Consider the following 17,129-nt stretch of genomic DNA (forward strand, 5'->3'; position numbering starts at 1 on the left):
ATGGCTTACGACGTTGCCCGCGTACGGGGGTTGATTCCCTCACTCGGTGACGGCTGGATCCACCTCGATCCGCAGGCCGGAATGCAGATCCCGGACGCCGTCTCGCGGACGGTCTCCACCGCGTTCCGTGCCTCTGCATCTTCTTCCTCCGGTCGCCACGTCTCGAACCGTCGTAGTGCTGCCATTCTCGAGAGTGCGCGCACCGCGGTCGCCGATCTGGTCGGCGGAGATCCTGCGGGAGTCGTTCTCGGATCAGACCGAGCGGTGTTGTTGGCTTGGCTCGCCGTGTCGCTGAGTTCGCGGTTGGGCCTCGGAACCGGTCTCGTGCTCTCGCGCCTCGACGAAGAGGCGAACGTCGCGCCCTGGCTTCGTGTGGCCAGTCGCTACGGCGCTCAGGTGCGATGGGCAGAGGTCGAAATCGAAACGTGTGAGCTCCCGAGTTGGCAGTTCAACGATCTCATCACCTCGACCACTCGATTGGTGGCCTTGACGGCCGCATCACCGGTCGTCGGTTCGGCTCCGAACGTCCGCGCCGCAGCTGATCGTCTGCACGAATTCGGCGGACTGATGGTGGTCGACGCCGTCGGTGCAGCGCCATATGCGCATGTGGACATGGCTGATCTCGGGGCGGACATCGTTGCCGTCAGCGCGCCGTCGTGGGGCGGTCCACAGGTGGGCGCACTCGTCTTCCGCGATCCCGGACTGCTCGACCGGATTCCGGCCGTGTCGCTCAACCCGTACGCGCGTGGCGCCGAGCGACTCGAGGTGGGCGGTCATCAGTTCGCGCTGCTGTCCGGTCTCACGTCGTCGATCGATTTCCTGGCGGGCTTGGACGAATCGGCAACGGGAACCAGGCGTGAGCGCCTCGAAACCTCGATCAGCTCGCTGCAGGACTACCAGGACGGTCTGTTCGATCACCTCATGCGTTCTCTCGCAGCCCTGCCCAACGTGATGGTGATCGGCGGCGCACCCACGCGGGTGCCGACGCTCAGCTTCACACTCGAGGGGATGGCGGCAGACAAGGTCGCGGCGCACCTGGCCGACAAGCGCATCGCGACGGTCAGCGGTACGCATGGTGGTTCCAGGCTGCTCGACGCCCTCGGTGTCAACGACGAAGGCGGCGCGGTCACCGTCGGCCTTGCGCCGTATACGACGCGGTACGAGATCAATCAGCTGGTCGCCGAACTCGGCGCCCTGGGCTGATCGATCCCGCTCGGCTCACTTCACGGTGAGGATGACCTTGCCTACGGTTTCCGGCGAATCCAGCAACTGATGGGCTAATGGCGCCTCGGTGATCGGAAGTTCGGTCGACACGATCGGTTGAACCGATCCATCGGCGATCAACGGCCACAACTTCGCACGGACGTCGGCGACGATGTCCGCTTTACCGCCTGGGCCGGTGAGCGGACGCCCGCGCAGGCCCGTCGACGTGATGTTTCCGCGCTTTCCCATTAGCTTGGCGATGTCGACTTCGCCCTTGCGGCCACCCTGCATTCCGATGATCACGACGTGGCCGTCCATGGCGAGTGCGTCGACGTTGCGCCCGAGGTACGACGCTCCCATGTTGTCCAGAACCACATCGGCGCCGTGGTTGTCGGTGGCTTCGGCGAGTGATGCTACGAAGTCGCTGTCGCGATAGTTGATGAGAATATCCGCGCCCAATTCGCGGCAGCGGTTCAATTTGTCCTCCGAACCCGCGGTAACTGCGACGCGGGCGCCGAGGGCTTTGCCGACCTGGATGGCGTGGGTGCCGATTCCGCCGCCACCGCCATGGACGAGTAGTACCTGTCCGCGTCGTAGACCGCCGCGCATCACGACGTTCGACCACACCGTGCACGCAACTTCCGGCAGAGACGCTGCGACACGGAGATCGACGCCCGCGGGAACCGGGAGAAGTTGTGTTGCCGGGACCGCGACCTTCTCGGCGTAACCGCCGCCGGCCAGCAGTGCGCAGACTTCGTCGCCGACGGACCAACCCGTGACGTCTTCGCCGAGTTCGGTGATCACACCCGAGCATTCGAGGCCGAGAATGTCACTCGCGCCGGGCGGCGGCGGGTAGAAGCCTTGACGTTGGAGCAGGTCGGCGCGGTTGACTGCGGTCGCGGCGACCTCGACGAGTACGTGCCCGCGAGGTAGTTCAGGATCGGGCTGCTGCGCCCATTTCATGACCTCGGGACCGCCGGGCTGATCGATCGTTATGGCGTACATGGATACGACGCTAGCGAATCTCCCCGCTGACGGGTGTTTTGCCGCTACCGTCGCGGACGTGACTTACTTCGGGAACATGCAGAACGAGATTTATCTGACGGGACTGAGCGGCGCGAAGCCGGCTTTGCCGATGACTGCGGCAGGCTTGGAAGATGCCGCGCGCGAGCAACTCTCACCGGAGGCCTTCGGGTACATCGCCGGTAGCGCGTCGACCGAACGAACCGCGGAGTCGAATCTGCGTGCGTTCGACAAGCATGCGATCGTGCCGCGGATGTTGCGGGGGACTGCGGCGCCGGACGCACGCGATCTGAGCGTCGAGGTGTTGGGGACGCGGTTGGCTGCACCGATCCTGACGGCTCCGGTGGGCGTGCTCGGCTTGGTCCACGACGACGCCGAGGTTGCGGTCGGTTCGGTCACTGCCGAGTTGGGGATCGGATCGATTCTCTCGACGGCGGCATCCTCGACCATCGAAGACGTAGCGGCGGCCTCCGGCGAGAACTGGTGGTACCAGCTGTACTGGCCGGCCGACGACGAGCTTGCCGAGTCGTTTGTCCGCCGAGCGGAGACGGCGGGCGCGAAGGCTATCGTCCTGACTGCCGACACTCCCGGTATGGGTTGGCGTCCAAGGGATCTCGAACTCGGTCACCTTCCGTTCCTGCAGGCGAAGGGTATTGCCAACTACCTGTCGGATCCGGTGTTCCGCGCCAAACTGGCCACGCCGCCCGAGGAGAGCGCAGAAGCGCTGCAGATCGCGGTTCTCACGTGGGTGTCGTTGTTCGGCAATCATGCGGTGCGGATTGCCGATATCGCGAAACTTCGCCAGTGGACGACACTTCCGATCGCAGTGAAGGGAATTGTCCATCCCGACGACGCACGTGAGGCCGTCGCAGCCGGCGCCAACGGCATTGTCGTGAGCAACCATGGTGGGCGTCAAGTTGACGGGTCGATTTCGGCACTCGATGCTCTCGGTCCCGTCGCTGATGCGGTGGGGCATGAGGTGAACATCCTGATGGACTCCGGAATTCGTTGTGGCGCAGACGTAATCAAGGCTCTGGCCTTGGGTGCCGACGCAGTGCTGTACGGGCGGCCGTGGGTGTACGGGTTGGGATTGGCCGGAGCGGACGGAGTGCGTCATGCATTGCGCAGTCTCCTGGCCGACCTGGATCTCACCATGGGGCTGGCGGGGCTGGCATCGGTCGCCGAAATCGATTCCTCGATCCTCATGTCCAATTCGTGACTTTAGGGTGAGTCTTACTGTGACGGGCGGACACAGGTCTAAACTTGGAACCTGTGACAGCTGAAGCGACAACCGAGGAGACATCGCAGGCGGCGCACGGTGAGACACCGTGGCTGACGCCGTGCGAGATGCGTGCATGGCGCGGCTACATGGACGGTAATCAGCGCCTCATGGAGGTTCTCAACCGCGAACTGCAGGATTCACACGACCTGTCGTTGGCCGATTACCGCATTTTGGTCATGCTCTCGGAGTCAGCTGACGGGTCGTTGCGGATGAGTGACCTGGCAGACGGCGTGCTGTCTTCGCGCAGCCGCCTGACGCACCAGATCAGGCGGATGGAATCTCAGGGCATCGTCGTGCGCGACACTTGCGTCGAAGATGGTCGCGGCGTGCTCGCGCGGATCACGGAAGAGGGTAGGCGTCGCCTCGCCGAGGCAGCGCCTACTCACGTGGCCGGCGTGCGGAACAATCTGGTCGATCTGCTGACTCCTCAGGAACTGGACGTGCTGGCAGACGTCTTCGAGAAGGTCGACAAAGCCATCGGCGAGCGCTGACGTCGGAGCCGTTTTCGCGGTCCGTGGGAACACCCGATAGGATCGCCCACGGAAGCGTGGCAGAGCGGCCGAATGCACTCGCCTTGAAAGCGAGCGTGGCGTTAAACCCACCGGGGGTTCAAATCCCTCCGCTTCCGCCAAAGTCCCTCACTTGTTCATGCAGGTGAGGGACTTTTTTCGATCAAAGTCAGCCACTAGTTCGCATTCTTTGAGCACGTTTTGAGCACACCCGTCTCTGAACGTGCCTGATTCAGTGAGATTCCAATGGCGTCGAGATCGTCGTCGAAGAGGTCCGCGTAGGTGTCGAGGGTCATCGCGGCCGACGCGTGTCCGAGCATGCGCTGTCGCAAGGCCGTGACCGCAGTCGAGAGCATCGGCCACACCGCTGGCACGTTCGTTCTCAGCCCTGCCGATTGGGAGAAGCTCGAGCTTGCCCGCACCGACTCAGCCGGCAGTCTCGAACTCGGTGGTCCGGTTGATCGTGCCAAGCGCACCCTCTGGGGCGTGAACATTGCGATCTGCACGGCACTGCCGGCCAAGACTGCAGTGCTGCTCGACCCGACCGCACTCGCCGTCGACACTGACGCGAACGTGGAACTCAAGTGGGACAGCTCGGGCGACAACTTCGAGAAGAACTTGATGCGTGCCCGCGTCGAGTCCCGCTACCACCTGGCGGTGTATCAGCCGCTCGGCGTCGTGAAGATCGCCACCGCAGCCTGACTCAGGCCGCACAACGGAAGCACCCCGCCTCAGAAACGAGTCGGGGTGCTTCACTACTACCGAGGTAGTTAATTGATTCGCGTTGGGACATGAGCCTTGATCCGCCGACCGGTTCGCGTCCAAGGATGGGGATGCCCATCGGTGAGCTCGTGGAACAGCGCAATGGGCACGTCAGCGTACGAGTAGCGGCGATTCTGACGGAATTCGACAACCAGAGTGCTCGTTGCCGGATCGTAGCCAGCGGCTCGGACATTGGTGGATTGTGGGATCGGGATGAGATTCACTAACAGCCCCTAGAAACGGTTGAGACAGCGGACGCGGATCGGTCCGTGCAAACTGAACGGTCACCTTGTTCGGAAGGTTCCCAAGCCAAGGGGCGTTGGCATCGCTGGGGCCTGGCCGTACGGACCACTTCCGAGCCGAGACTGCGAAATCCCTGGGCGTTGACGCCTCCCAGCGTCGTGTGCAACGCGTGCGCGAGCCCGCTCAGCGCGTAGGAGGGAGAGAACCAGTAACCGGTCATCGGAAAGGGCGTCCGTCGACGTGGACACCCTCGCAGACCTGACCGTGTTTGAAACACGGTCAGGTCGCGGATGGGGTATGTCTGGCATGCCTCATCGCCAGGTCTGCCCTCATCAGTAGTGAGTGCGGCAAAACAGACCCAGTCGAACCTGGGCCTCACGCCGCAGTGGATGTCGATAGCGAACAGTAATCTCTGTCAGGTGGAGCTCGTCAGCTCCACGCTGAGACGAGAGGCTCGCCGATGACCGAAAATTGCTGGCTCAAAACTCTGGATGGCACCGTAGTTCGGCCGTCACTGGCCGTCAGGTTCGACGTCCAGCCGGATTTCTACGATTTGGGACGCCGTGGCAGCCTCATCGTTCTACGAGTCCACGTCAATGGCCCTCGAAGCAGGGACAATGCAGCAACGACCGAAGCCCTCCATCTCTTGGAGCTGCCCAGTGAATTCGCCGGCGGACCGGGCTTCACCGAATTTGACGCGGAGGCAGACGCGCGCAACGCTGCGAAAATCGCACAACTCACAGCTCTCATCGAACCTCTGACCAATGCAATCGCCACCAACGCTGGGAACCGCGGTCTCACCACTATCGGTGTGAGCCTCGACGGAGGAGTCGAAATCCGCCGGCGCAATGAATGGACGGGCGCCGAGGTCGTCAAAGAAGCTGAGGTGAACAACGCCTGATTGGCGATCAGATCCCAAGACCCTGATGTCGGCTGTGCCGACATCAGCTAAAAGGGTGTCGGTAGTACTGACACCCATTGAGTCTTCGCCGATCGGCGAAGACTCCCACCAACGCTTCCCGGCGCCGGGAAACGTTGCGGGATCTCACAAAGGGTGTGCGTTCACCGCACGCCCTTCTTCGCAGTGGCGCGAAAAGGGTACTCACTCAGCGCGTACCCTTGACCGTTTCACCTACGTCACTGAGAAGAGACTCGCAGCCAGACCGAGAATGATGCCGAGCACGAGGCCCAGTAGCCCCGCTCGCTCAAGCCATTTGTTTGGCTCCTTCATCGCTTCTCTGTGTCCGATTACTTGCTCGAGCGCCAGGCGGACGTTTCGTACTCGCATATCCGTTTCGACCGAGGGGCGGATCATCGCCGCGAAACTTTCATCACCGCCTGCGTATTCGACAGAAAGCGGGCCTGAATCCTCGTCGATCTCATTCCAGACCTTCCAAATCACCTGAAGATTGCCCTGCAACAACTGGTCGTTACGCCGCGCACGCAGGAACTCGCGCACCACGATCACGATGCCGAAGAGTTGGAACACGCCCGCCAGTGAGTACAGCAGGTAGATCCCAGCAGACGAGTTCAGAAAATCGATCATGAGGGCACACGTTAGCCCGAAGGGATGTCTCGGGTGTCGTCACGTTCTACGTCGGATCCCACATCGAACGGTGAGGAAGGAACGAGCCGTAGTCGAGCGTTCCCTGAGCACAAATGAGCACACCTACTACAAAATGGGGGTGATTCGGCGTGACCGCACCTGACCCATTACCGCAGGTAGGGCAAAAATCGATCCCCGGCCTGCGGACGCGCAAGAGTTCAAATCCCTCCGCTTCCGTCAAAAGCAAAGGCTCTGACCTAGGACTTCTCCAGGTCAGACCCTTTACCGGTTTCGGAAGTCACACTGCTTGGGTGGTGGGCGTCAGAACCGCACCGTGAACACCACGTGGTGATTCTCTCGGGCCGCGCGCTGGAAAAAGTCCGCCACTTCCTGAAGCCAGCCCCAGGCGTACCGGCGCTCGTCGGGACCGTACTCCGGGTTGCGGTCGTCGAGAGGCATCGCGTCGTAGCGCGCGCCGAACTCGGATTCGGTGATTTCCGCCAGGTACGAGGAGACTTCGGCGACCCGATCGGGTGCCAGGTAGGTGACGAGTTGGTCGTCGGTGTCGGCGTTGAGGTCTTCGTCCCCCAAGATCACGCCGTAGGCCGGCCAGTTCTCGGGCACGCGCTCGTACCCCGTGCTGGAGAGGGCGCACAGGATCGGATCCCACGCCTTGTCCGTGTCGCACGAGAATTCGGATCGGCCCGTCTCCTCGATGTCCTCGACCACAGCGCCGAGTTTGTCGTCGTCGCCGCGCGCGTGCAGAAGTTCCGCTGCCACGCTGTCTGACAGCGCGAAATGCACCCCAAGTTCCATGGCGTGATGCTAACGGCCGACCTTGCCGCCGTCCCGCCGTCACTACAAGACGAATCGACTTAGGTAACGATCCTGCTCTGCCTCCGACCGAAGTTACCCATGGAGGGCCTGCTGTCATACATACTTCATCGGTGATTCCGACAAAACGGACCGGCCTTTCTGTTGTATCGCTGGTGATCCTCGTCGTCGCGGGGTTGCTGGTCGCAGCCCCTGCCAGCAGCGCCGCGCCGCCGCCTGACTGGAAATACACGATGGTGGCGTTCAGCAATGCCAGCGACCGCGACATGGATGTCTACGAGTCGGCTGACGGCACCGGCTTTCAGCTCGTCCAGCAGTCGGCGTACAGGCCGCCGTCTGGGCTCGTGCGTGATCCGAGCATCTTCCGGAACACGGACGGGTTGTACTACCTCACCTACACGACGGGTGGTGGGGCGAACATCGGGTTCGCACGCAGCAGCGACCGCATCAACTGGACGCCGCTGGGGAACTATCCGGTTCCGTTTTGCTGCGCCTTGATGCCTGGTACGGGAGATGGCACCGGTTCTGCGAGCCCCCCTGGCTTCTCGGGTTCGGCCGGTTTCAGCGACGGACCGTCGCTGTCACCATTCGTCACCAAGGCCTGGGCGCCTGAATGGTTTGTGGACGGCGATCGCGTCAACGTCATCCTGTCGATGTCGACCGGTGGAGGATTTGTGCCGTATCTGATGACGGCGTTGGAACCGTCGCTCCGGTTGTGGAGCCCGCCTGTTCCGCTCGCCGGGATCGGTGCGGACCACATCGACACCACCGTGGTCAAAGTCGGATCGACCTATCATGCGTTCACCAAGAACGAGACGAAGAAGGTCGTCGAGCATGCGGTCGCTCCTTCGGTGACGGGACCTTATTCGTTTGTCCCGCCCGGAAATTGGGGTTCGCTTGTCGAAGGTCCGGCCGTGGTTCAGTTGCCGAGCGGCGACTGGCGGATCTATCTCGACGCCTATACCGAAGGAAAGTATCTCTACTCCGACAGCACGGACGGGCTGAACACCTGGTCTCCGGTGCAAGAGGTTCCTGGGGTGTCCGGGACTGCACGGCATCTCGGCATCATGAGAGAACCGGCATAACTTTCGACCCCGAGTTGGTAAGGCTCTGATCAAGGACTCCGGTCTTGGTCAGAGCCTTTTCTCGTACTTGCGTACTACTTGTGTGCGTCGCCTGCGCGAATCAGTGATTGACAAGCTAACGATGCGATGCCGGTGGGTCCGACGAGTTCGCGCCGACCACGAAGTGAGTATCTCCGCGTGAGCTGTGCAGAGTTGCGCTCCCAGGCCCCGCTCGGCCTTGATTTGCGATCGATTGCCAAGTAATGCCTGTTAGTTACATATTCAAGTACGCGCACTGGCTGATGCCCGCACTTTCTGCCTTCAGCTGCTCTGAGGCCCGCGAAATGCGGGTTGAATTCGATTTGCCGCACTGTTCCTGAGGGATCTTCTCGTCCGTAAACGGTGACCTTGCTCATAGCGGGACCTAGGTCCTTTTTGCTGCTGATAAGCCTGTCGATATATACCTGTTACCGAAAGTTCACCCTAAATCCAAGATGGCGGAATCGGCGCGCTGGCGGGCAAACAGGACGATTGGTACCGTCCGGTAACTAATTCAGTTAGTTGTCGGCTACCGCTCTGGTTGCTGTGTCACGTGGAGGAGCAGTTCATGTCGATCGAATCGCAAAACGGCATATCCCATCGTCGATCGAGGGCCGCAGTGGGGCTCGCGGCGTGTGCGGTTGCCACACTGTCGTCTGGGGTGGTCTTCGCAGGGAGCGCATCGGCAACGCCGACGGCGTTGGCGGACAAATTCGCGAGCACGGTCACCGATGACGGCTGGACGTTGGATCTTGCCGCCACCAAACTGTCGGCGAATCCGGTGCCGAATTTGGCGACGACGGCGTTCACTCGTGAGGGGTTCGTGTCGGCGAAGGTGACCGGCACGATCGGTGGTCAGGGCGATTCGGCAGTGAAGACCGGTTATGTCGAGCAGGGATTGCAGATCGGCTGCCAGATCGATGTCTCCTCCGGACTTGGCTTGGGGCTTGGCTTTTCGCTCGGCCCGTCTGTCGGTGTGAGTATTTCGGGTGTCCCGTCGGCGAACGTGGGTGTGAATGCGTCGGTGAATCCGAGTATTCAGTCGACGATTGCGCCGGGCACGATCACGACGATTCCGTTGGGGAAGAAGGATCTCGAGTCGTCGAAGGCGTCGATCACGGCAGAGAACGTGCACGTGAAGGTTGATGCGTGCATGGGGCCGGTGACGATCCGCTCGTACGCACAACTCTCGGTGTCGACGGCGACGTCCGACAACACATTGTTCGTGTACTCCGATCCCACCTGGCTCTAACCCACGCAGCCGTCGTCAGCGCTGCTGGCGACTATTCCCGATCCGTCCCGTCCAGGGGTGGTTACTCATCACGCCCACAAAGGAGAAATCATGAAGATTCGTACCTTGGCCACTGCCGGAACTCTCACCGCAGGTATCGCCCTGTTCGGTGTTCTCGGCGCCGGCATGGCATCTGCTGCAACTCCGATCGTGCAACCGGAACATGGCCGGATCGGACTTTCGCTTTCGAACGCCGAAACGGCGGCGCTGGCGGCGAGCCCGATTCCTGATGCGATTGCGAACATCGTTCCAGGTTCGCTGAGGGGGGTCTGGTTGGCGCCTGGTTCCGCGATAACTGTTACCGATGGCAAGGTCGACGCCCTCGAAGGAACTGTGCTCGGTGAAGCAGCCGCGCGTGGTGGGCATGCCAATGTCTTTGTCTCCGACCCGAATCACCCCGCCAGTGAGGGGCACATAGTGCTGACGGAGCAGTACTGGAACTGATACCAGGCCGAACGTCGGCGACCCGTTGTCTCCGCTCTCCCTTCCTGTTTGGAGTTCCAGCCATGACCGTCAACAACGCCGAACGTCGCAGTGTCCAAACGGAACCCGCTGCCCTCGTCAGCAAAGGCGTTGCAGACGTTGATGACTGGGATCCGGACAGTGAACTCAGTCCACTCTCCAAGGCTGTGATCGCTACGGCAGTTGGACTGGGGTTGCTGATCGCGGCATTCGCGGTGATCGGGAAGCTCGCCGGCTGGGCGAACGACTACGGGACGATCCTGGTTTACCTGGCGTTCTTCTTGTGGATGTCGATCTCCGGACGGTTGTTCTGTTGGGGCGCAGAAAACTCATCGCGCTACTCCGAACGAAGAAGAGTGACAATCGTGGTGCGCACCGGTGAAGTCCGGTAGACGACTTCGCCGGACTCTCGCGGGAGTGCTTGCCGCTGGGGCGCTGTTGACCGGAGCGGCCGGAGCGATCGGTGCGGGAATTGCACTCTCCGCCGCTCCGGCGAACGCGACGCCGGAAGAAGACTGCGCGGCGGTGCGGGCACGTGATCATCAGATCTACCTGAATCTCATTGCGTCGCTGCCACCTGGTGCACCCATCCCGCCAGAGATCATCAACCCGTGCCTGAGTGCGCCGTCCACGACGGCGACAGTTGCGCCGACGACCACGGTCGGGCTCCCCGGTGCGCAGGCTCCAGGCGGTGGCCCGAATGTCGGCGCGAATGCTCCGACGAACTTTCCCACCTACAACGGCACCCCCATCGTCCCTGTGCCGACGATCGAGGTTCCGCCCATTACTTCCGAGTCCCCGGCCTCGGAAACTGGTGTCGGTGCATTCCCCAATGCATCGGCATCAGCGGTTCCCTCACCCACACCCACCCCGGGTGAGGGAACCACCACCGATCGTGGTCCCGGACCGATCCCCGCGGATTCGGATTCGAATATCGCACCGGCCCAAACGGTTCCGGACCCGGCAGCAGATGTTTCCACCGCCGGGGAGGACTCGGGCCGTGACCGGTATCTCGAACTGGTCCTCGTCGGGGCCGCGGCGTTCACCGCTGCGGGTATGAGAGTGAGGGGGCGGCCGGGACCGTTCAGTGCGCGTGTGAGCGCGCGTCCGTGGGAGTCGGTTCTCTCCCAGGTAGTCGGTACGGTCGCGAAACCGTTCATGCCGTATTTCGTCGGCGGTCAGGACGTCGTGGTCATCCCCGACCCAGGTGGCGGACAACGCACCATCTTCCTCATTCACGACGAAACCTCCTCGCATGAAGCTGAAATGGTGGTCGACCTACCACCCGGCGGACACATGAGCATCAACGACGACGGGTCCGTCGGTGTCTACGACGCGAACGGAGACTTGCAGGGCACCGTTGCCGCTGCGTGGGCGTACGACGTCAACGGCGATCCGGTTCCCACCTACTACGAGATCCGTGACGGCAAGCTCTACCAAGTCGTTATCCCGACCCCGGGCGTCATCTACCCGGTCACTGCTGACGGCCCCTACGGCGGCAGCGACCCGGTCACCGGACGAGACGTCACCGCTACACCCCTTCAAGGCGGCGGTGAGGTCGTCAACCAGTCCGGCGGACCGGTCATGGTCAACGTCCCGACAGACTCCCCCTACAACGACGTCGGCGGGATCGACCCACTGGGCAATCTCGACATGGATCCGCCGACGCAGCCGGCACCGACAACGCCTCTGCCGTTCGATATCGGATCGCCGACCGACTCGGGCACCGATACGAGCGAGCCTCCGTGGAACCCACTCGACAACCTCGACATGGACGCCCCGACGCAGCCGGCACCGACAACACCACTGCCGTTCGATATCGGATCGCCGACCGACTCGGGCACCGATACACCCGGGGGTACAGCGAGCGAGCCTCCGTGGAACCCACTCGACAACCTCGACATGGAAACGCAGACGCAGCCAGATCCTCCAATGGAATTACCATTCGGGATCTTTGACTCTGATCCCAACAACGGTTTGATCGGCCCCGCGCAGAGGGCCGCGAACCAACGGGCGCTCGCCCATGGCGACGTACCTGCTGACTTCACTGGCAACGTCCCTCTGACCGCACAGCAACAACTTGACGACCTGCAATGGCAGGTGGATCAGATGCGAGACCGCGGCTATACAGATTCCGAGATCGCAACTGTCTTGAGTAAAGGCAGCACCGCGCTCGGTGGCCCCGCCTCGGGCTTGCAATCTGCGGGCGCCCTTGCGAACACCGGTGTGCATCATGCTGGTTCGCTCCCGAGCGCTGCGCAGGCCGCTCGGTCGGCGGCAGTGGGTACTGTTTTAAGCAGATTATCGGTGGCAGTTGAGGTTGCCTCGGGTGTCATCAAGTGGCGCGAAGGCGCGCCACGTGGCGAAACTGTGGGAAATTCCGGTGGCGCAATCGCATTGGGATGGGCAGGCGGCAAAGGTGGCGCCGCACTCGGCGGGTTTCTCGGCGGCCCGATAGGTGCCGCAGTCGGGGGCGGAATCGGTGCAATCGGAGGATCGCTACTCGGGGCATACTTGGGTACCCGGGCAGGCCGATCATTTGATTGAAGCCTTAGACAATGATCGATCGCTCCAAGAGAAGGGACTGAGACCGTGCATTACCTGCTGATCGCTGCCATTGCATTCTGCCTAGCCTCGGGGGTGCTGTCGGCGCTTGATGCCGCAGCAGGCAATCCGATGCGGGGCGCGATAACCTTGGCCGTTTCGTTGACGGCTGCGAGTGGGATGGTGTTCCTCGTGACTGACAATTCGACCACCCGGATCGGCGCTGTCGCGGGCACTGCGGCGGTCCTCGTTTTGCGTTTTCTCCCGAAGAGTTCCATATACCGACGACACACCGTTCCTCAAGCGGAACCGGCACCATGACCACCTTTTATGCGATTTGTGCGATTGCTGCAGGGGCTGTGGCGTTGATCGTATCTACGCCCTACGTGATGTACCGCAGTCATGCGAGAACGATTTACTGGAGTTCGTCGATCCTTACCATCGTTTTCGCCTGGCTCACCGCTCCACAGCGGTCGATTCTCGGACCTGTCCTCTTGTGCGGTTTCGCTGCTGTGTTCGTGGCGTGGTGGTGGACCCCCTTCCTCACGCGAAGGCATCCCACCGGATTCAACGATGTTTTCGGTGCTTGGCTGACACGGGCGCTCTACCGCGAGCAGAAGGATGCACCTCCGGTAAACAGGTACGACAAATTGCACTACAAAGACACTGACCGCCAAGCACGAGATACCGATTCTGACGGAAATCAGGTCAACACCTGAGCCGGCGCGTAGAGCGCTTTGTCCTTGATACCACCCTCGCGCGTACCCGAACAGCTTGTAGTGAGATGCCGTGGGAAACAGTACTTTCCACATGGCGGCGTACACCTGCCCGGTTTGCGCAAGCTGTACAGTAACCAGGATGATCGATGGCTCGAAGCTGCTCTTCGCGCAGCCCAATTCAGTAGCTGTCAGCGCCATCGCGAGCGGTAGTCCTCTTCCCCTAGTCCCTGCAGCTCATCCCATTTTTCGAGCATCCGCCTCGTCTGGATAGTTAATGATATCTAATATATTGAATGGAGTTCAGTAGTGGATCTGGTCAAGATTTCGCGGTGTGTCGACTCGCCCGTGCTTGCGGAGATTGACGACTTGACACCACTTGAACGTATGGCGCTTCCGAATTATTGGTTGGATGCACTAAATGGTGACGTTGCAGCTCGAATTTCTGGGATATTGGACCAATGGGACGTATTTGGGCGACCGATATTGGGCGACACTTACAGAAACATTAAAGATAATCTATCTGATGTGCGGTTGCTCAGGTCTGAAAATAGGTTCTTTCTTCTATATAAAATTAAAATGGCAGACGGGACCGATCTCTACTATTTGGGTACGCCACCGGTAGTGGATGGTGATGAACTTTCAGGGTATTGGAGTAAATTCCCCTCCAGTCTAAAGAATTTCTATTCAAATTTGCACAACGGTTGGTACTATATTGCCGGTAAGACTGTCGGGCCACTGCCTCTTGAAGATATGTTTCGAATTGACAGCTTTGAATGGTCTATTCTGGACGGGCTGTCCCCTGAAGAGTACCCAGATCCGGCTCGTTGCATCGCGACATTCAGATCGGGCGGCGGCGGTTATCTTTGCTTGTACTTCGGTGAGGAATCGACAAGGGGTGTTGTGTGGTCATTGACGGAACCCCCTGAACTGGTCGATTACTCCACTTACCTTGATATCTGGACCAACGTCGGACTCGGTGCCTAGAGCCTGCGCCTTGGATAGCCAGACTGGAGACAGTCTAAGCAATTTGTGTGCGGTCTTGCCCCACGTGGCACGTGCCTCGGATCCAGTCTCCAAAGAGCAGATGATCAATTTGTCTGACCAAAAGGGATCTCGAGGTCATGATCGGTTTCGGGGGTACCTCACGCATCGACTCGTTTTCCTGCACCATTGCCGACGAATCGCTGATTGCGCTGGCGTTAAGGGTCGTACGGGGGCAGGCCGATATCTGGGCCTCTCGTGTCACCGTGCTCTACCACCGGACCGAATCATCGCCTCAGCGCAACGTACCCGGCGACGCGATCGTGGGCAGTTCGGGCTCGGTGGAGCATCGGCGACTACCGGCACCTTCAGAATCGGTCGAAAGGTGAGGTGGAGGTGGGATGGGAAACATACTTCCATTCAGGAGTTACGTTCGATCGCAGCAAACTCCCCCAATCTGCGGTGGTGGAGGAACTGCCCATTGGCACGTTGGTTCGGTTGGGGGACAAGCCAATGGAGGTCGCTGCCGCCGACATCGTGGCGGTGCGGGCGGCGATGGGTTACCCGGTGTAGCGCCAGAGCCTGTTCCAATTGGTCGATCGTCTTCGAACAGGAGTGACGTTGTCTGCCTTATCTTTACGTCGTGATCCGACCTCCGGGTTGACCTTGAAAGTCATGGCGCGAAAGGGACCGCCGGAAGCCGAATCGGTCACCGCGGCGCTGGCAGCGCGGTCACTGCAGTTCCTTCGAGAGCTTGACCCAGTCTTTGACGTCGACATGTACCGCGCCGTGAGGAATGACCTTCCCGACGGCGTTACGGTCGAGCAGGCTCTGGCATCGAATGGTGGACGGATCCTCACGCTTCAGGCAGAGGACTCCCTCGAGGCCGCAATGATCGAGAGCAGAAAGTCTCCTGATGCCGCAGGCGGGATTTACCCACTCTCATTCGGGCATCAACTCAGGTTGTTCACCGACAACGGAAACATCGAAATTCTCATCGGATTCGGGGGTACGGCAGGAGCAGGTTCCTTACTTTGCACCTTCATCTGGCCGTACCCAGGGGGCTTCGCCGATGAATCTCTGATCTCACTGTCATTGAAACTCGTCCAGGGCATGGCCGATATCTGGGACGCTCCCACGGCCGTGCTCTACCGGGATGCGGAGCTCACACCTCAGTACAACGTGCCCGGCGACGCAACGGTGGGCACGTTGCACCTACTTCGGCCCTGAGATGCCGATCAACGAAACGCAGATCCCACCCACTGTCGAAGCTTTTCCGTACAAGAAAGGAACGATCGTCATCCAGCGTGATCCACGCGCCCCGTTGGTTGCCGACGGAAGCCGAAGCATCCGTGCAGCAGTCGGCCTGCTGACCGAACGACCGGAGGTTCGCCTACCGAAAGGCTCGCGCCGGCTGTGACACCAGAAGTTACGGCCAAGCTCACGTCCGCAGGTGATGGTGTTCTTAAGAACAAGCTGCTCAGATAATGGAGGATGCGTTCGACGAGGTCATCGGGATGGAGAACATCAACATCATCGTATTTGGAGGGGAGTGAAAGTGCCTACGTCATCACTGCGCCGCAATCCTACGGCGGGCTTGACAGTGAAGGTCATTCCACGAAAGGGTTCGCCTGAAAGCGAGGCCGTCACGGCCGCGCTCGTTGCACGTTCGCTACGATTGCTTCGCGACATCGATCCTGTCTTCGACGTCGACTTGTACCAAACAGTAGGCGATGCACTCCCCGACGGCGCCGGAGTCGAGCAGGCCTTGGCGTCGAATCTCCGTCAGATCCTTGTACCTCCGACGGAAAAATCGATCGAAGCCGCATTGATCGAGCGCAGACGATCCCCCGATGCCACCGGCGGTATGTATCCCCTCTCATTGGGACGACATATGACCCTGTATTCACCCGCTGGAGACGTCAAAGTCGTTGTCAGTTTCGGGGGCACCTCAGGGTCCGGCGCATTCGCATGTGCCTTTGCCGACGAATCACTGATTTCGCTGGCATTGAAGCTCGTACAGGGACTAGCCGACATCTGGGACTCGCGTGTCACCGTGCTCTACCGCCGAACCGAATCATCGCCTCAGTTCAACGTACCGGGTGACGCGATCGTGGGCAGTTGCACCTACTTCGGTCCTGAGTTGCCGATCAAGGAAACGCAGCTCCCGCCCAGCGTGGAGGCGTTTCCCTACCAGGACGGCACAATCGTCATCCAGAAGAATCTGTCCACGCCGTTAACCGTCGAGGACATCCGAAGCATCCGCGCAGCAGCAGGACTGCCGACCGAACGACCGGAGATTCCTCTACCCAAAGGTTTCAGACGGCTGTGAGCCCTACATTGGGCGCACTCGGGGCTGCCTGCAGGTAGGGATGGCGCGGACCGACCAGCCTGCCCGCAATTACCGCGCCGCGATCCCGATCCGGCTACGCACCAGCTGATCGACGCTCCGGGTGGAGTGCCACCGCGCGGCATACCCGCCATCGACGGCACAGTTCAACCTGCCGAGCATGATCAACCCTCTGTTCCGTCCGTGAATGAAACCTGCACGCCCGGATCCCGCGATTCCGGAACCCTCGCAACCCACTTTCCCGGCGTTCCCGATCGTGGCGAGTGGGAATCATTCT

The 17,129-nt window shown here is 60.9% G+C and carries 22 protein-coding genes and 1 tRNA gene; 18 read left to right on the forward strand and 5 right to left on the reverse strand.

What is annotated here, in order from left to right:
* Entirely contained in the window at nt 1-1,203 is a 1,203-nt protein-coding gene (locus tag M0639_RS01305; RefSeq protein WP_064073578.1) for a cysteine desulfurase-like protein, read from the forward strand.
* Nucleotides 1,204-1,218: 15 nt separating this feature from the next.
* Here the strand turns inward: M0639_RS01305 and M0639_RS01310 are convergent, their stop codons facing one another.
* On the reverse strand, nt 1,219-2,208 hold the full coding sequence (locus M0639_RS01310; protein WP_007731765.1) for an NAD(P)H-quinone oxidoreductase: 990 nt from the start codon (nt 2,206-2,208) through the stop codon (nt 1,219-1,221).
* Here M0639_RS01310 and M0639_RS01315 point away from each other — a divergent pair.
* The 4 genes from M0639_RS01315 to M0639_RS01335 all read left to right on the forward strand — a co-directional run bounded on the left by M0639_RS01315 (nt 2,207) and on the right by M0639_RS01335 (nt 4,719).
* A complete protein-coding gene (locus M0639_RS01315; RefSeq protein WP_052027919.1) occupies nt 2,207-3,445 on the forward strand; it encodes a lactate 2-monooxygenase in 1,239 nt (412 codons plus the stop codon). The genes M0639_RS01310 and M0639_RS01315 overlap by 2 nt on opposite strands.
* Before the next feature lie 128 nt (nt 3,446-3,573).
* Nucleotides 3,574-3,999 (forward strand): MarR family winged helix-turn-helix transcriptional regulator, encoded by a 426-nt coding sequence (locus M0639_RS01320; RefSeq protein WP_020968140.1) that lies wholly within the window; start codon nt 3,574-3,576, stop codon nt 3,997-3,999.
* Between the two features lie 50 nt (nt 4,000-4,049).
* A tRNA-Ser gene (locus tag M0639_RS01325) sits at nt 4,050-4,139 on the forward strand.
* Between the two features lie 160 nt (nt 4,140-4,299).
* Entirely contained in the window at nt 4,300-4,719 is a 420-nt protein-coding gene (locus M0639_RS01335) for a phage major capsid family protein (RefSeq protein WP_156511698.1), read from the forward strand.
* Between the two features lie 68 nt (nt 4,720-4,787).
* On the opposite strand, the gene M0639_RS35160 is transcribed toward M0639_RS01335, so the two are convergent.
* Nucleotides 4,788-5,003 (reverse strand): KTSC domain-containing protein, encoded by a 216-nt coding sequence (locus M0639_RS35160; protein ID WP_054827089.1) that lies wholly within the window; start codon nt 5,001-5,003, stop codon nt 4,788-4,790.
* A 479-nt stretch (nt 5,004-5,482) separates the two neighbouring features.
* Between M0639_RS35160 and M0639_RS01340 the strand changes: the two genes are divergently transcribed.
* Nucleotides 5,483-5,923: a hypothetical protein gene (locus M0639_RS01340; protein WP_007731752.1), complete on the forward strand. Its 441-nt coding sequence runs from the start codon at nt 5,483-5,485 to the stop codon at nt 5,921-5,923.
* Between the two features lie 231 nt (nt 5,924-6,154).
* Here M0639_RS01340 and M0639_RS01345 read toward each other — a convergent pair whose 3' ends face one another.
* The gene (locus M0639_RS01345; RefSeq protein ID WP_007731749.1) at nt 6,155-6,568 is read right to left on the reverse strand and encodes a hypothetical protein; all 414 of its coding nucleotides are present in this window, start codon (nt 6,566-6,568) and stop codon (nt 6,155-6,157) included.
* Between the two features lie 321 nt (nt 6,569-6,889).
* Nucleotides 6,890-7,384, reverse strand: coding sequence for a YfbM family protein (locus tag M0639_RS01350; RefSeq protein ID WP_064073577.1), 495 nt, complete (start codon nt 7,382-7,384; stop codon nt 6,890-6,892).
* 251 nt (nt 7,385-7,635) lie between these two features.
* Here M0639_RS01350 and M0639_RS01355 point away from each other — a divergent pair, with 251 nt between their 5' ends.
* The 5 genes from M0639_RS01355 to M0639_RS01375 all read left to right on the forward strand — a co-directional run bounded on the left by M0639_RS01355 (nt 7,636) and on the right by M0639_RS01375 (nt 12,805).
* Nucleotides 7,636-8,487 carry a glycoside hydrolase family 43 protein gene (locus M0639_RS01355; RefSeq protein ID WP_223257880.1) on the forward strand — a complete coding sequence of 284 codons (852 nt, stop codon included), beginning with the start codon at nt 7,636-7,638 and terminating at the stop codon, nt 8,485-8,487.
* Between the two features lie 586 nt (nt 8,488-9,073).
* Nucleotides 9,074-9,757, forward strand: coding sequence for an MspA family porin (locus tag M0639_RS01360; protein WP_007731745.1), 684 nt, complete (start codon nt 9,074-9,076; stop codon nt 9,755-9,757).
* Nucleotides 9,758-9,847: 90 nt separating this feature from the next.
* Complete coding sequence (locus M0639_RS01365; protein WP_007731744.1) at nt 9,848-10,240, forward strand: hypothetical protein; 393 nt, start codon at nt 9,848-9,850, stop codon at nt 10,238-10,240.
* Between the two features lie 62 nt (nt 10,241-10,302).
* The gene (locus M0639_RS01370) at nt 10,303-10,650 is read left to right on the forward strand and encodes a hypothetical protein (RefSeq protein WP_231915109.1); all 348 of its coding nucleotides are present in this window, start codon (nt 10,303-10,305) and stop codon (nt 10,648-10,650) included.
* The gene (locus M0639_RS01375; RefSeq protein ID WP_193777145.1) at nt 10,637-12,805 is read left to right on the forward strand and encodes a hypothetical protein; all 2,169 of its coding nucleotides are present in this window, start codon (nt 10,637-10,639) and stop codon (nt 12,803-12,805) included. Before M0639_RS01370 ends, M0639_RS01375 begins: the two co-directional genes overlap by 14 nt.
* Before the next feature lie 50 nt (nt 12,806-12,855).
* Here M0639_RS01375 and M0639_RS01380 read toward each other — a convergent pair whose 3' ends face one another.
* Complete coding sequence (locus tag M0639_RS01380; RefSeq protein WP_154100278.1) at nt 12,856-13,038, reverse strand: hypothetical protein; 183 nt, start codon at nt 13,036-13,038, stop codon at nt 12,856-12,858.
* An 81-nt stretch (nt 13,039-13,119) separates the two neighbouring features.
* Between M0639_RS01380 and M0639_RS01385 the strand changes: the two genes are divergently transcribed.
* The 7 genes from M0639_RS01385 (at nt 13,120) to M0639_RS01415 (ending at nt 16,834) form a co-directional block, all read left to right on the forward strand.
* On the forward strand, nt 13,120-13,521 hold the full coding sequence (locus tag M0639_RS01385) for a hypothetical protein (protein WP_007731740.1): 402 nt from the start codon (nt 13,120-13,122) through the stop codon (nt 13,519-13,521).
* Between the two features lie 306 nt (nt 13,522-13,827).
* Nucleotides 13,828-14,505 carry an SMI1/KNR4 family protein gene (locus tag M0639_RS01390; protein WP_007731739.1) on the forward strand — a complete coding sequence of 226 codons (678 nt, stop codon included), beginning with the start codon at nt 13,828-13,830 and terminating at the stop codon, nt 14,503-14,505.
* A gap of 137 nt (nt 14,506-14,642) precedes the next feature.
* Nucleotides 14,643-14,891 carry a hypothetical protein gene (locus M0639_RS01395; RefSeq protein WP_007731737.1) on the forward strand — a complete coding sequence of 83 codons (249 nt, stop codon included), beginning with the start codon at nt 14,643-14,645 and terminating at the stop codon, nt 14,889-14,891.
* A 7-nt stretch (nt 14,892-14,898) separates the two neighbouring features.
* Entirely contained in the window at nt 14,899-15,075 is a 177-nt protein-coding gene (locus tag M0639_RS01400; RefSeq protein WP_228401677.1) for a hypothetical protein, read from the forward strand.
* A gap of 102 nt (nt 15,076-15,177) precedes the next feature.
* Nucleotides 15,178-15,732 (forward strand): hypothetical protein, encoded by a 555-nt coding sequence (locus tag M0639_RS01405; RefSeq protein WP_007731734.1) that lies wholly within the window; start codon nt 15,178-15,180, stop codon nt 15,730-15,732.
* Between the two features lies 1 nt (nt 15,733).
* On the forward strand, nt 15,734-15,922 hold the full coding sequence (locus M0639_RS01410; RefSeq protein WP_007731733.1) for a hypothetical protein: 189 nt from the start codon (nt 15,734-15,736) through the stop codon (nt 15,920-15,922).
* Between the two features lie 138 nt (nt 15,923-16,060).
* Nucleotides 16,061-16,834, forward strand: coding sequence for a hypothetical protein (locus tag M0639_RS01415; RefSeq protein ID WP_223304698.1), 774 nt, complete (start codon nt 16,061-16,063; stop codon nt 16,832-16,834).
* Nucleotides 16,835-17,129: the final 295 nt, after the last annotated feature.

The sequence above is a fragment of the Rhodococcus qingshengii JCM 15477 genome (assembly GCF_023221595.1).
GTDB classification, from domain to species: Bacteria; Actinomycetota; Actinomycetes; order Mycobacteriales; family Mycobacteriaceae; genus Rhodococcus_F; species Rhodococcus_F qingshengii.

Coding starts and splice junctions, on each gene's coding strand:
- M0639_RS01350 (WP_064073577.1), bottom strand. CDS start 7,384: ATGGAACTTGGGGTGCATTTCGCGCTGTCAGACAGCGTGGCAGCGGAA.
- M0639_RS01405 (WP_007731734.1), top strand. CDS start 15,178: ATGGCGCGAAAGGGACCGCCGGAAGCCGAATCGGTCACCGCGGCGCTG.
- M0639_RS01320 (WP_020968140.1), top strand. CDS start 3,574: ATGCGTGCATGGCGCGGCTACATGGACGGTAATCAGCGCCTCATGGAG.
- M0639_RS01315 (WP_052027919.1), top strand. CDS start 2,207: ATGGATACGACGCTAGCGAATCTCCCCGCTGACGGGTGTTTTGCCGCT.
- M0639_RS01355 (WP_223257880.1), top strand. CDS start 7,636: ATGGTGGCGTTCAGCAATGCCAGCGACCGCGACATGGATGTCTACGAG.
- M0639_RS01360 (WP_007731745.1), top strand. CDS start 9,074: ATGTCGATCGAATCGCAAAACGGCATATCCCATCGTCGATCGAGGGCC.
- M0639_RS01305 (WP_064073578.1), top strand. CDS start 1: ATGGCTTACGACGTTGCCCGCGTACGGGGGTTGATTCCCTCACTCGGT.
- M0639_RS01395 (WP_007731737.1), top strand. CDS start 14,643: ATGATCGGTTTCGGGGGTACCTCACGCATCGACTCGTTTTCCTGCACC.
- M0639_RS01310 (WP_007731765.1), bottom strand. CDS start 2,208: ATGTACGCCATAACGATCGATCAGCCCGGCGGTCCCGAGGTCATGAAA.
- M0639_RS01385 (WP_007731740.1), top strand. CDS start 13,120: ATGACCACCTTTTATGCGATTTGTGCGATTGCTGCAGGGGCTGTGGCG.
- M0639_RS01370 (WP_231915109.1), top strand. CDS start 10,303: ATGACCGTCAACAACGCCGAACGTCGCAGTGTCCAAACGGAACCCGCT.
- M0639_RS01410 (WP_007731733.1), top strand. CDS start 15,734: ATGCCGATCAACGAAACGCAGATCCCACCCACTGTCGAAGCTTTTCCG.
- M0639_RS01345 (WP_007731749.1), bottom strand. CDS start 6,568: ATGATCGATTTTCTGAACTCGTCTGCTGGGATCTACCTGCTGTACTCA.
- M0639_RS01340 (WP_007731752.1), top strand. CDS start 5,483: ATGACCGAAAATTGCTGGCTCAAAACTCTGGATGGCACCGTAGTTCGG.
- M0639_RS01365 (WP_007731744.1), top strand. CDS start 9,848: ATGAAGATTCGTACCTTGGCCACTGCCGGAACTCTCACCGCAGGTATC.